11 protein-coding genes are annotated in these 13,167 nt (G+C 44.3%); 6 read left to right on the top strand and 5 right to left on the bottom strand.

Annotation, left to right across the window (positions count from 1 at the left end; genetic code table 11):
• Both R8N46_RS05730 and R8N46_RS05725 read left to right on the top strand, forming a co-directional pair.
• The gene (locus tag R8N46_RS05730; protein WP_213972226.1) at positions 1–501 is read left to right on the top strand and encodes a hypothetical protein; all 501 of its coding nucleotides are present in this window, start codon (positions 1–3) and stop codon (positions 499–501) included.
• 129 nt (positions 502–630) lie between these two features.
• Entirely contained in the window at positions 631–1,461 is an 831-nt protein-coding gene (locus tag R8N46_RS05725) for a sulfurtransferase (protein WP_053304520.1), read from the top strand.
• Between the two features lie 165 nt (positions 1,462–1,626).
• Here the strand turns inward: R8N46_RS05725 and R8N46_RS05720 are convergent, their stop codons facing one another.
• A complete protein-coding gene (locus R8N46_RS05720; RefSeq protein WP_005387670.1) occupies positions 1,627–2,628 on the bottom strand; it encodes a sugar-binding transcriptional regulator in 1,002 nt (333 codons plus the stop codon).
• A 466-nt stretch (positions 2,629–3,094) separates the two neighbouring features.
• Here R8N46_RS05720 and tal point away from each other — a divergent pair, with 466 nt between their 5' ends.
• Both tal and tkt read left to right on the top strand, forming a co-directional pair.
• The gene (gene tal, locus R8N46_RS05715; protein WP_005373488.1) at positions 3,095–4,045 is read left to right on the top strand and encodes a transaldolase; all 951 of its coding nucleotides are present in this window, start codon (positions 3,095–3,097) and stop codon (positions 4,043–4,045) included.
• Between the two features lie 125 nt (positions 4,046–4,170).
• On the top strand, positions 4,171–6,162 hold the full coding sequence (tkt, locus tag R8N46_RS05710; protein WP_132937179.1) for a transketolase: 1,992 nt from the start codon (positions 4,171–4,173) through the stop codon (positions 6,160–6,162).
• A gap of 141 nt (positions 6,163–6,303) precedes the next feature.
• Here the strand turns inward: tkt and R8N46_RS05705 are convergent, their stop codons facing one another.
• The 3 genes from R8N46_RS05705 to aroG form a co-directional block, all read right to left on the bottom strand.
• Positions 6,304–7,866: a PAS domain-containing methyl-accepting chemotaxis protein gene (locus R8N46_RS05705; RefSeq protein ID WP_318098338.1), complete on the bottom strand. Its 1,563-nt coding sequence runs from the start codon at positions 7,864–7,866 to the stop codon at positions 6,304–6,306.
• A 209-nt stretch (positions 7,867–8,075) separates the two neighbouring features.
• The gene (locus tag R8N46_RS05700) at positions 8,076–9,248 is read right to left on the bottom strand and encodes an MFS transporter (protein WP_021035943.1); all 1,173 of its coding nucleotides are present in this window, start codon (positions 9,246–9,248) and stop codon (positions 8,076–8,078) included.
• Positions 9,249–9,407: 159 nt separating this feature from the next.
• Positions 9,408–10,460, bottom strand: a complete 1,053-nt coding sequence (aroG, locus tag R8N46_RS05695) for a 3-deoxy-7-phosphoheptulonate synthase AroG (protein ID WP_213972228.1) — start codon at positions 10,458–10,460, stop codon at positions 9,408–9,410.
• 460 nt (positions 10,461–10,920) lie between these two features.
• On the opposite strand from aroG, the gene R8N46_RS05690 reads away from it, so the two are divergent.
• Complete coding sequence (locus R8N46_RS05690) at positions 10,921–11,913, top strand: OmpA family protein (RefSeq protein WP_171346089.1); 993 nt, start codon at positions 10,921–10,923, stop codon at positions 11,911–11,913.
• An 89-nt stretch (positions 11,914–12,002) separates the two neighbouring features.
• Here R8N46_RS05690 and R8N46_RS05685 read toward each other — a convergent pair whose 3' ends face one another.
• Positions 12,003–12,605 (bottom strand): beta-phosphoglucomutase family hydrolase, encoded by a 603-nt coding sequence (locus tag R8N46_RS05685; protein WP_017819896.1) that lies wholly within the window; start codon positions 12,603–12,605, stop codon positions 12,003–12,005.
• A gap of 76 nt (positions 12,606–12,681) precedes the next feature.
• On the opposite strand from R8N46_RS05685, the gene arfB reads away from it, so the two are divergent.
• Entirely contained in the window at positions 12,682–13,095 is a 414-nt protein-coding gene (gene arfB / locus R8N46_RS05680) for an alternative ribosome rescue aminoacyl-tRNA hydrolase ArfB (protein WP_017635196.1), read from the top strand.
• Positions 13,096–13,167 lie beyond the last annotated feature (72 nt).

Here is a 13,167-nt window from a genome sequence, read left to right as displayed (position 1 = left end):
ATGAAAGCACTTATCACAATCATCATGGGATTAGCACTAACGGCTTGTGGCGGAGGCGGTGGCGGCGGAGGTGGTAACAGTACACCACCTCCACCAACCCAAACCACCGTTGCAGAGGAAGACACAACCCAACAGGAAGAAACAACCGTAGAAGAGACTACCGTAACTGTAGAAAATGCAACCATGCAGGATCTAGTAGTACCAGATGGCTTTAGCTACAACCCAGTGACGGAAGGTACGCTCAATGTAGACATCAGTGGTTTCTCTTCACAACGAGCACACCTAAGCGTGTACAAAGAGTTTGTCGAGAACAGTTCAGGTAACTACGATGCAAAATACCCAAGCAAAGTCGCATCGGTTCCACTCAACAATGGTACAGCAAATGTCGACTTTAATGTTTCTGATAGCCAAGGTAGCCTACTTGTTGAAATTTGGTTCTATGACGGTAGTGACCCAATTCAGAAAGTGATTACTTCTGGAGACAACACTTGGACCATGTAACTGGGTAAATCGAAAGCTGTCTTTCAGAACAAATCTTCAATCTTTAACTTAAAAATCGCATCGTTCTTTTGAACATGCGATTTTTTTGTTGTAAAACAGTAAGATTATCCACCTAGCAAACTAAAGACAATGCAAGCACTGATTAGTACTGATGAACTCAATAGCCTTCTCGGCCAACCTAACGTCAAGCTCCTCGACGCTAGTATTGCGTTTCAAATCCCTTCTGAAGGTAAAAAGATTCAAGATAAGTGGATTCCAAATACTTTACGCTTTGATTACGACAATGACTTTTGCTTACCCGGTTCTTCCCTGCCGCATATGATGCCAACAGAAGAAGGCTTCAACCAAAGTGCGCTACAACTCGGTTTGAACAACGAAGATTTGATTGTGGTTTACGACAACTCTGGCACTTTAGCCGCGCCAAGAGCTTGGTGGATGTTCAAAGCTATGGGACATGATAATGTTCGAGTCTTAAATGGCGGTCTTCCAGCTTGGATTGAAGCCGGATTCCCTGTTGAAAGTACCCTATCGCAACCAAGCGAAAGAGGTAACTTTGCGGGTAAGCTCAACCAAAATGCCTTTTTGAGTGCACAAGATGTTCTTGCTCATTCAACCAATAAAAGTGCCAACATCATCGATGCCAGAGCCAAAGCACGATTCCTTGGTGAAGTGCCTGAGCCACGGGAAGGTCTACGTAGTGGTCACATTCCAAATTCGGTTTGCTTACCGTTTCAAGAACTCTTGACCAACGGTCACATTAAACCAAACTCAGAGTTGCAACAGATATTTAGCGCACTAACGATAGATAGTGACAATTCGATTATTTTTAGTTGCGGTTCCGGTGTAACCGCATGCATTTTATTACTCGCGGCGTATCAAATTGGTCTAGACAATCTGTCGGTGTACGACGGTTCTTGGACCGAATGGGGTGCTGACCACTCTCTACCTATCGAGCGTTAAGACAAGTGTCTGTTTAACATAGTATCTTACGTTTATCTAAAGATGATGTGTTCCAATAAACTAAACGCAGCTTTTAAACCAAACTTGTCATTTCGAAATAGAAACTGGCTATGAGTGATTTGTCCCTCCTCATAGCCTGACTAAATCAAAAGCCGACTATTTCCGTTAGCGTTCAGATGTCGCGTTGCCGTGCATTTGCTCATCTAAGTTGAGCACGGTTAATGCGTTGCTAACGCTCGTGGCGATCACGTCTATCGCTCCAGTTCTTAATGCTCCGAGTAGAGCGAGCGGCTTGCTGTTCTCTGCTGCGATCGCAATGACTTCCGAGATCGGCCGAAACTCTTCAATACCAAGTCCAATTACTCGGTCACTCATTACCGTGTTCGCTACATTACCGTGAATATCAAAGAAGTCATAACCTGCAAAATCCCCTACCACACCTTGTTGAAGTCTCGACTGAACCACTTCATCAGGCGTAAACCAACCTAAGTCGACCATGTAACTGTTTTCGCTCATGTCACCAATACCAACCAAAGCGACATCGGCTTTACGTGCTAGGTCGAGCGTTTGTTTCACGGTTGCATTTTGCATAAAGGCCAACTTCTGTTCTCTGTTTTCTGCGTAAGCCGGCGCATAAAGGGTTTCAGAGGTCCCCCCATATTTCTTCGCCAACTGACGACAAATATGGTCGGCGTTATACATACCGCCACGCGGATGAATACCACCAATGCCACACACAAATTTACAATCACGCGGCGTAATAACACCAATATGGTGAGCGACAGACGACACGTTGCGCCCTTGTCCGACCGTCACCACCATGCCGTTTTTGAGCGTGCTAGTGAGATAATTGGACACCAATCCCGATACCTGTAGTCGTTGCGCTTCTTCATTCGGTTGATCAAGAGCCACAAGCGCGCGCTTAACGCCGAATCGCTCGATCAAACGTTGTTCGATCTTGGCGCTGAACACCGGATGGTATTTAACGGTAATTTCAACAATGCCTTCATCACGCGCCTGCTTGAGCATTCGCCCAACCTTTGCGCGTGATATGGCAAATTTTCTCGATATCTCTTCCTGAGTCGCACCGTCTTGATAATACGCGACGGAAATCTCTGTCAACAAATCCGTGTTTTCAATGGAAATATCTTGATTAGAACTGCTCATGGTTTCTCTCGCCCTTTAAGAGGATCGATATTGTATGCAATAAGTGAACATATGCTCATTGACTTAGCATATGTTCTTTATCAATTTAAACGCTACATTTGCTCATCGCAATAACATTTTCTCACTACAATTTTTTACCCTCTTGGACAACGCTCAAGCTTTGAACAATAAGGGCAAACGTTTATTTGGGTTAACCACTAAACACACAGTAAAAAAACGTTGATGAAGTTCACTATAAGTCCATTTCAGCGATTGACTTTCAGCATAGATAGGATAAATATGGACACATCATTTACTCAGCTATCGATCAAATGTTCATAGCATTTGTTCGGTAACGAAATTTTCCGTAGTTGGCTGAGCAGATGTCTCATTAAATGCGATGAGACGGTTAGCTAACTCGCTTGCAAATGCACAAGCTGTGATAACAAAAATCACGCTTAAGCCCATTTAAATAGGATGATCGATTATGAGCAACAAGTTAGAGCAACTTCGTAAACTAACGACTGTAGTAGCAGACACTGGCGAGATTGATGCAATTAAAAAGTATCAGCCAGAAGACGCAACAACTAACCCTTCTCTTATCCTTAAAGCCGCTCAAATCGCAGAGTACGCACCTCTAATCGATGCTTCAATCGAATACGCTAAAGCACAGAGCAACGACAAAGCTCAACAAGTTCAAGATACTTGTGACATGCTTGCAGTAAACATCGGTAAAGAAATCCTAAAAACTATCCCAGGTCGTATCTCTACAGAAGTAGACGCTCGTCTATCTTACGATATGGAAGGCAGCGTAGCGAAAGCTCGTCAACTAGTGAAAATGTACAACGATGCTGGCATCACTAACGACCGTATCCTTATCAAACTGGCTTCAACTTGGGAAGGCATTCGCGCAGCTGAGATCCTAGAAAAAGAAGGCATCAACTGTAACCTAACGCTTCTATTCTCGTTCGCTCAAGCACGTGCTTGTGCAGAAGCGGGTGTATTCCTAATCTCGCCATTCGTTGGTCGTATCATGGACTGGTACAAAGCGAAAGAAGGCCGTGACTTCGAAGCTCAAGAAGATCCAGGCGTACTATCTGTAACTAAGATCTACAACTACTACAAAGAATACGGCTACAAAACTGTAGTTATGGGCGCAAGCTTCCGTAATATCGGTGAGATCTTAGAACTAGCTGGTTGTGACCGTCTAACTATCGCTCCTGCTCTACTTGCAGAACTAGAAGCAGCTGAAGGTGAAGTAGTTGAGAAACTAGTTGATTCTAAAGGCGCAGCTGAGCGTCCAGCACCAATGACTCACGCTGAATTCCTATGGGAACATAACCAAGACCCAATGGCTGTTGAGAAGCTGGCTGAAGGTATCCGCAACTTCGCCGTTGACCAAGGCAAACTAGAAGCGATGATCGAAGCTAAGCTTTAATTGCTTACCAAAAGCGAGTAGCCCGTCTACTCGCTTTTACCATCAGCACTATTTTCAAAAAATTCTATTTGAACTTGTTTCGGCGAGTTCCCTCTATTTAAATCAAATATCGAGAAGTAATCACTATGGATCGTAAACATCTAGCAAATGCAATCCGTGCGCTAAGCATGGATGGTGTTCAACAAGCTAACTCTGGTCACCCAGGTGCACCTATGGGTATGGCTGACATCGCTGAAGTTCTTTGGCGCTCTCATCTAAACCACAACCCATCAAACCCTGAGTGGGCAGACCGCGACCGTTTCGTACTGTCTAACGGCCATGGCTCAATGCTGATTTACTCTCTACTGCACCTTGCAGGTTACGAGTTGTCTATCGACGATCTGAAAAACTTCCGTCAGCTTCACTCTAAAACTCCTGGTCACCCAGAGTATGGTTACGCGCCAGGTATCGAGACCACAACGGGTCCGCTAGGTCAAGGCATCACTAACGCGGTTGGTATGGCTCTAGCTGAAAAAGCGCTAGCAGCGCAATTCAACAAAGAAGGCCACGACATCGTTGACCACTTCACTTACGTGTTCATGGGCGACGGCTGTCTGATGGAAGGTATTTCGCACGAGGCATGTTCTCTTGCAGGTACTCTAGGTCTAGGCAAGCTGATCGCGTTCTGGGATGACAACGGCATCTCTATCGACGGTCACGTTGAAGGTTGGTTCTCTGACGACACACCTAAGCGTTTCGAAGCTTACGGTTGGCACGTAATCCCTGCAGTCGATGGTCACGATGCTGACGCAATCAACGCAGCAATTGAAGCAGCGAAAGCGGATCCACGTCCTACACTTATCTGTACTAAGACTATCATCGGTTTTGGTTCACCAAACAAATCTGGTTCACACGATTGTCACGGTGCGCCACTAGGTGCAGAAGAAATCGCAGCAACACGCAAAGAACTAGGTTGGGAGCACGGTCCTTTTGAAATTCCGCAAGAAGTCTACGCAGAATGGTCAGCGAAAGAAACAGGCGCAGCTAAGGAAGCAGCGTGGAACGAGAAATTTGCAGCTTATGAAGCAGCGTACCCTGAGCTGGCAGCTGAATTTAAACGCCGCGTAAGCGGTGAGCTTCCTGCACAGTGGGAAGAGAAAGCAAGCCAAATCATTGCTGATCTTCAAGCTAACCCAGCAAACATTGCATCACGTAAAGCGTCTCAAAATGCTCTAGAAGCATTTGGTGCTCTACTACCAGAGTTCATGGGTGGCTCTGCTGACCTAGCACCTTCTAACCTAACCATGTGGTCTGGTTCTAAGTCTCTAGAAGCAAGCGACTTCTCTGGTAACTACATCCACTACGGCGTACGTGAATTCGGTATGACAGCGATCATGAACGGTATCGCGCTACACGGTGGTTTCGTTCCTTACGGCGCAACATTCCTAATGTTCATGGAGTACGCACGTAACGCAATGCGTATGGCTGCGCTGATGAAAATTCAGAACATCCAAGTGTACACGCATGACTCTATCGGTCTTGGCGAAGATGGTCCAACTCACCAACCAGTTGAGCAAATGGCATCGCTACGCCTAACACCAAACATGAGCACATGGCGTCCATGTGACCAAGTTGAGTCCGCTGTAGCTTGGAAACTAGCGATTGAACGTAAAGATGCACCGACAGCACTTATCTTCTCTCGTCAAAACCTTGCGCAACAAGAGCGCACAGCAGAACAAGTAGCAGACATCGCGAAAGGTGCTTACATTCTGAAAGATTGCGAAGGCAAGCCAGAGCTAATCCTTATCGCAACAGGTTCTGAAGTTGAACTAGCAGTAGAAGCAGCAGCACAGCTAACTGCTGAAGGTAAGAAAGTACGCGTTGTTTCAATGCCATCAACAGACGCATTCGACAAACAAGACGCCGCTTACCGTGAAGCTGTACTGCCATCAGACGTAACAGCACGTATCGCAATTGAAGCAGGTATTGCTGACTTCTGGTACAAGTACGTAGGCTTCGACGGTCGCATCATCGGTATGACTTCATTCGGTGAATCTGCACCAGCTGGCGAACTATTCAAAATGTTTGGTTTCACGACTGAAAACGTAGTGAACACAGCAAAAGAGCTACTCGCGTAATTGCAGTAAAAAGATAGTCAGTTTTCTCTATTGCGAATGTGAAAACTGAAAAGCCCCACCAGCAATGGCGGGGCTTTCTTTTATCTGGCTCCTATTCGCATAAACGCAGCCAGGACATAAACATCACAACTTTCGTTACGACTATTTGTCTTCAAATCGAAGTGCGAGCTGATAGAAATCTTGTACTTGGTCTTTCAACTGTCGGCTGTTTTGTTCAACTGAATGTGTTGCTGCCAAGTTTTGTTCTGCGGTCGAAGCGATAGAATGAATGTGCTGGTTTACATCACTAGATAGCTTTAACTGGTTATTCGCCGCTTCTGCTACATCAACCATCAGCCCACTCATGGTTTGCATCATCTGTTCAACTTCAGACAAACGCAACGCGCTTTGTTCTGCTACTTGAGAACAGGCATCGGTTTGCTCTTTGTTTGCCAGAATATCTTTCTGCCAACTTTGAATCGTTGCCAACATAGTGGAGATAGAAGCTTGGATTTGTTCAGTTGCATTGGATGTACGCCCAGAAAGCGCGCGGACCTCATCAGCTACAACAGCAAAACCACGACCTTGCTCCCCTGCCCTTGCTGCTTCAATCGCCGCGTTAAGTGCCAGTAAATTGGTTTGCTCTGCGATCCCACCAATCTCTTCCATCAAATGGTTCACCTTCTGCGCCTGATCACTCAGTTGATACGTCGTTTCCGTCGCTTTTTCAGCTTGAAGACTTAATTGCGCTAGATTGGTGTGCGTTTGATCGATGGTCTCCTTCGCCATCAAGCATGACTTCAATGTATCATCAATCAACATATGGGCATCATTGGTACTCGAAGAAACCGAATTTGCCGACAACTCCACCTCTTGGGTAGCATCTCGCACACGATGAATATCGGTATTTTGCTGATTTAATGCAGCCGAGACTTCTGCCGTTGTTTGACTAAGCTCTTCGGCGCAATGCTGCAAAGGCAATGCGGAGTCAGTCATTCTTCCTAACACGGTTCGAATTCTTGCGGATAGCATTTTGATATGGAAATCGGCAATCGAAAATGCCGTGTTACCGGAATAGATCAAGCGACTTACGCTGTCATATTGCTTTTGTAACTTTTTAAGTTGCTGAGGTGTATCAATTAACTCTTGGCGGAATAACAGAGCCAGAACACTTGCAGGTAACGCACTTGCAAGCCAAGCCAACGGCCCTTCAACAGACAACGCATATGCGGTTGCAGGTGCGGTTAGTGCACCAAGTAGAATCGCATAGCGAATGGTTTCATTGATTTTCAACGACCAAGTTCGACCAGACTCCTCTGCAGTACGCATGCTTTTGTAGGCTTTTGTCGCAATATCAACCCACTCTCGCTTTGGTTTCACGCGCACTGATTGATACCCAACAACATGGTTGTCTTCGTAGATAGGGGTGACATAAGCATCAACCCAATAGTAACCGCCAGACTTAGTGGCATTCTTAACCATTCCACGCCAGGCTTTACCTTGTTTAAGGCGTGCCCACATGTCACCGAAAGCGGCTTTAGGCATATCATTATGACGAACTATATTGTGGTTCTGACCGACAAGTTCTTCGTGAGTGTATTCAGCAACGCGGCAAAAGGCGTTATTACAATATGTAATAACGCCTTGTAAGTTCGTTGTTGAGACGAGTTCCTCAGACTCCCTCACGAGAGTTTCTTGAGCTTTATGAGAAATATTGGCTGACATAGACGAAACTTCTTTAGTTTTTATTGATTATCGGCAAGATATATACAGGATTTTTATTTTTATTACAAAAAGTTAGATAAAAAGTCTTATCAAATCGACATTTTTATTGTGGGAATTCACATTATCGATAAAAACATAAAGAGGAGATTGTTGATTTGAGCTAATAAACAAACCCGACACGATAGGCCGGGTTATATATTAAGACTTAATTAAGCGGTTTGTGATTCTGGCTTTTTATTCGTTTTTAACGCAAACATCGCGATAACGAGTAACACAAATGGAAGAACATACAAATTAAGATTCTGCCAACCTACGGTAGACTCAAGCCAACCAGATAGTAATGCGGTGATGGTGACACAACTGAACACGAAGAATTCATTAAACGCTTGAGCCTTGCTTCTGTTTTTCGCTTCATAGCTTTGACTAAACAGCCCGGTTGCTGCGATAAACATAAAGTTCCACCCTATTCCTAACAGGATTAAAGCAAGACTAAAATGCCAGATAGACACTCCATGTATATTAATTCCAATACAAGCAACAAATAGCAATCCACCCGCCAAAATCATATTCTTAGCGCCAAACCGTTCTATCAGACGGCCCGTGACAAACGCAGGTGCAAACATACCCAACACGTGCCATTCGATCACTCCCGCCGCTTTATCAAAATCAAAGCCACAACCAATCATCGCTAAAGGAGTTGCTGTCATTAAAATGTTCATCACCGCGTACGCAACCATTGCCGCGATAACTGCCAGCATGAAATTAGGTCGACGAATAATCAGTCTCAGCTTATCCGCCTTAGCGTGTAGCGCCTGCGTGTGTGCAGGTGGAAAACGAATGGTTTGCAGCACAACCAACGCGGTTATATAAAGCACGACAAGCACAGCAAATGCACTAATGTATAAGCCATCATCTGACCACTGCTGCGAGTACACGGCCAGATTAGGCCCAAGGATCGCCGCTAACACCCCACCCGCCATAGATATCGAAATCGCCCTATGCCTTGCCGACTCTTCACACACTTCAATGGCAGCAAACCTGTATAGAGTACCGAAACCTATACCAACACCAAGCAAAAACGTAGACATGCAGAACAGATAGAAGTTTTGTTGACTTAATGCATACGTCGCTAGACTAGCACCCAAAATGCCAATGACATTACCAAGGCTAAAACCAAGGCGACGCCCTAACTTGCCCATAATTAGCGACGCAGGAATTGTCGCGGCCATCAGTCCCAAAAACTGCAGTGCAACTGGTAATGTGATAAAACTTGATGACGGCGCAAGTGTTTTGCCAATAAGGGCAATAACAGATATGAGTAAAATATTCCCTGTCATTAATAAGGCTTGGCAGAGGGATAGAAGCCATACATTACGATTCAATTCCAAATTCCTTTTGGTTACGACGTATACAGATAACATATAGGAAAGCAGAAACAATAGAAAGATATGAGAGTAATTCTCAACAAAAAGAGCCAGAGGCATAGTACCTCTGGCTCTTCACTATTCACTTTTCGCTTTTAAAAAGTTTTTCTGTTGAGCTTACTTGTTGCGGCGCGCTTTTACTGCATCAGAAAGCTGACGAAGTACCGTTTCCGTATCTTCCCAACCAATACATGCATCAGTAATCGACTGACCATAAGTGGCTGCTTTGCCATCCACTAAGTCTTGGCGACCTTCAACTAAATGAGACTCGATCATCACACCAAAAATGGCTTCTTCGCCAGCAGAGATTTGCTCGGATACATCATCAGACACCAGCATTTGACGCTTGAACTGCTTCGAGCTGTTAGCATGGCTAAAATCAATCATCACTTTTTTCGGCAGACCTGCGGTGTCCAGCTCATCTTTAATTTGAGCTACATGTGCTCCACTGTAGTTTGGTTCTTTACCGCCACGTAGAATAATATGGCAGTCTGGATTACCAGCGGTTTCTACGATCGCGGAATGACCGTATTTTGTTACTGAAAGGAAGTGATGGGAAGCGCTTGCAGAACGAATCGCGTCGCTCGCTATTTTAATATTCCCGTCTGTACCGTTTTTGAAACCTACAGGACAAGAAAGACCAGAAGCTAGCTCGCGGTGAACCTGAGATTCTGTCGTACGAGCACCGATAGCGCCCCAACTGATCAAATCCGCCACGTACTGAGGTGTGATCATATCTAAGAATTCACTTGCCGTTGGCAAGCCCATATCGGTTAGATCAAGAAGAAGTTTACGTCCGATACGTAGACCATCATTTAGCTTATAGGTGTCATTTAAGTAAGGGTCATTGATAAGGCCTTTCCAACCAACGGTCGTACGCGGCTTTTCAAAATAAACTCGCATAACAACCTCAAGCTGCTCGCCCAGTTCATCACGTAGTACTTTTAGCTTTTTGCCGTACTCAACCGCGGCAGCCGGATCGTGAATAGAACACGGGCCAACGATCACGAGTAATCGATCGTCTTTTCCTTCAAGAATATTGTGAATGGCGTTACGGCAATCAAAAGTGGTCGAAGAAGCGGTTTCAGTCGCTGGGAACTTCTCTAATACTGCAACAGGTGGCAATAACTCTTTTACTCTATTTATTCTTACATCATCAGTTTGAAACATTACTTCTACTTCCTGGTTTTATTTCCGACCCCATTTTTACCAACTGAACTCATTGCAACATTGTTCACAAAGCGAGCAGCATCAAGGGCTGTGGTCATTTTCTGTCTAGCGTTTAAGTAACTTATCGGCTTAGGCGTAGACTTGCAATCAGTTTTTGCAAATAAATGCAAATAAAAACCACCTGTTAACCACTGCGCACAATGTAAAGTAAAGTTTACGAAAAAAAAGTTCAAAATAATCATCAATTTTCTTATGCACCAAAAAATCTTTACTACAATGTAAGAAATATCAGAAGTTTGTGAGGTATTTTTGGGTAGTAAATGTTGATCAAGTTCAAATATATTGTTGCTTGATATGAAATGATTAGAATATTAAACTAATTTCTTATAAACGCTGGTTTTTTCTAATTTTTTGATAAAACGAAGTAGAAGTTAATATGCAATCAATACAAGGAAACATTATGAACAAAGTAGCAATTGCAGTAGCAGCAGTGGTAGCTGGTAGTAGCGCGCTTTTAAACTCTGCTCAAGCTGAAATGTACATCGGGGGCAAAGTGGGCATGACTACACTTGACGACGCTTGCTATCTAAATAGCCCTTGTGATGATGAAGCGTTCGGTGCAGGACTACATATCGGTTATGACTTTACCGATATCATCGGGCTAGAGTACGGCGTAGACTTCTTAGGCGACTATGAAGGAAACTCTAGGTCAGGGGCTAATACGATTAATACGATTGACGGCAATCTAACGGCTTTAACACTTGCACCTAAATTAAACTGGCACTTAAACGACTCTTGGAATCTATTTGCTAAGATCGGTGGTGCTTACATGATGTCTGATGACGAAACAGACTTTGTCCCAACAGGTTCTTTGGGTGCTGAATACTCGATCGATAGAAACTGGAGTGTTCGCGCTGAATACCAACGCTACCAAGATATGTCTGACGACGTGTGGGACGACATGGATGCTAACTTCTTTGGTATCGGTGTTAACTACAAATTCGCAGCAGCTCCAGTTGTTGCAGCAGTTGTAACGGAAGAAGTGATCGAGCCAGATCCAGAACCAGTGATGATGAGCAAGGTGCACAAAGAAGAGTACGGTACAGGTACGTTTGAATTCGATAGTGCTAAGTTAACAGAGTCCGTTTCTGAACGTCTGGACAACTTTGTTTCATTCTTGAACGAATATCCTCAAGCTCAAGTAGAGATTACTGGTTACACGGATAGCTCAGGCCCTGCGGCATACAACCAAAAACTGTCTGAGCGTCGTGCTCAATCTGTTGCTGATTACCTAACCGCAGCTGGCATTGGTTCAGATCGTTTGACAGTTAAAGGTATGGGTGAAGAAAACCCAGTTGCTGACAACAGCACTCGCGAAGGTCGTGAGAAAAACCGTCGCGTAGAAGTTGTGGTACCTTCATTTGAATACCAAGAGCTAGTTCAACCAGAATAAGCATCTATGATTCATGATCGATGATGTGGTAAAAAATTAATGGGGTGCATTTGCACCCCATTTTGATCTCATATTAAGGGATATTGCCACTATGGTTTTGGGAAAAAGATCAACTCATTATCTTGCACCATAACGCAATCCATACCAGCTGCATGCGCCGCTCGCTTCCCCAACTCAGTATCCTCGAACACAAGACACTGTGACGCCTCCAAGTCGAGTTGTTCCGCGGCCACCAAAAAGGTATCTGGAAAGGGTTTATGGTTCTCTACATCACTCGCGGTTACTACAACATCCAACTTGTCTAATAAACCTGCATGGCTTAATAAGCGCATGGCACTTTCTCGTTGGCTGCCAGTCCCGACTGCAATTTTCTTATGGCCTAAATATTCCTCTAACACGATGTTCGTGCAAGGAATAACGTCACCATGAAGCTCCATAGCAGCGAATGTTTCCATTTTAAATGTCGCGACAGTTTTAGGATCTAATGAAAGCTCATGCACACGATTTAGTTCCTCAACAATTTTAAAGCTCGGCATCCCTCCCAAACTGTGAAACCATTCCTGGCAAAACGGAAAATCAAAACGCTCAGCAGTTGCTTGCCAAGCTGCCAAATGGGCTGGCATGGTATCGATTAGAGTACCATCCATATCAAATATGAATCCCTCATAGGGTCTAAAATCAATCGTGCTCATGTCTTTTCTTCTATTTGTGCATCTGTAATGTTAATTTATCAGCTCTTTCAATCGTCCTTACCGGCATTTACTTATCATGCTCAAAATTTCGAACTCCGTCACAATTCAAGAGTGGGAAATTCAATTATCCCCAATTAGAGCTCAAGGAAATGGTGGCCAGAACGTTAACAAGGTAGCGTCCGCTATACACCTGCGCTTTGATATCCGGCATTCAAGCTTACCTGACTTTTACAAAGAGCGATTACTTGCACTTTCTGATAGTCGTATAAGTAAAGATGGCGTGATCATCATCAAAGCGCAACAATTTCGGACACAAGAACAAAATAAGGAAGACGCCCTAAATCGGCTTCAAGCATTGATAAAAGCTGCCGCTTTACAGGAGAAGAAGCGTATTAAAACGAAACCAACCCGCGCTTCTCAACGCCGACGACTTGATACAAAAAACAAGCACGGAGCGAAAAAACAGCAACGTAAAAAAGTGCTGTATTAGTGCATGTCGTTTTCTCGACATGTTAGTTGAACAACGTTTGCTAGCCCTTGGAAATCTCATTGGATTTCTCTT

Origin of the sequence: Vibrio sp. 1874 (assembly GCF_033344395.1) — a bacterium.
Taxonomy (GTDB): Bacteria; Pseudomonadota; Gammaproteobacteria; order Enterobacterales; family Vibrionaceae; genus Vibrio; species Vibrio alginolyticus.
This window is presented reverse-complemented; position numbering and strand designations above follow the sequence as displayed.

Bases quoted from the DNA above. Each gene is read 5' to 3' on its own strand.
- tal (WP_005373488.1), top strand. From the start codon at position 3,095: ATGAGCAACAAGTTAGAGCAACTTCGTAAACTAACGACTGTAGTAGCA.
- R8N46_RS05730 (WP_213972226.1), top strand. From the start codon at position 1: ATGAAAGCACTTATCACAATCATCATGGGATTAGCACTAACGGCTTGT.
- R8N46_RS05685 (WP_017819896.1), bottom strand. From the start codon at position 12,605: ATGAGCACGATTGATTTTAGACCCTATGAGGGATTCATATTTGATATG.
- R8N46_RS05725 (WP_053304520.1), top strand. From the start codon at position 631: ATGCAAGCACTGATTAGTACTGATGAACTCAATAGCCTTCTCGGCCAA.
- tkt (WP_132937179.1), top strand. From the start codon at position 4,171: ATGGATCGTAAACATCTAGCAAATGCAATCCGTGCGCTAAGCATGGAT.
- R8N46_RS05720 (WP_005387670.1), bottom strand. From the start codon at position 2,628: ATGAGCAGTTCTAATCAAGATATTTCCATTGAAAACACGGATTTGTTG.
- aroG (WP_213972228.1), bottom strand. From the start codon at position 10,460: ATGTTTCAAACTGATGATGTAAGAATAAATAGAGTAAAAGAGTTATTG.
- R8N46_RS05705 (WP_318098338.1), bottom strand. From the start codon at position 7,866: ATGTCAGCCAATATTTCTCATAAAGCTCAAGAAACTCTCGTGAGGGAG.
- R8N46_RS05690 (WP_171346089.1), top strand. From the start codon at position 10,921: ATGAACAAAGTAGCAATTGCAGTAGCAGCAGTGGTAGCTGGTAGTAGC.
- arfB (WP_017635196.1), top strand. From the start codon at position 12,682: ATGCTCAAAATTTCGAACTCCGTCACAATTCAAGAGTGGGAAATTCAA.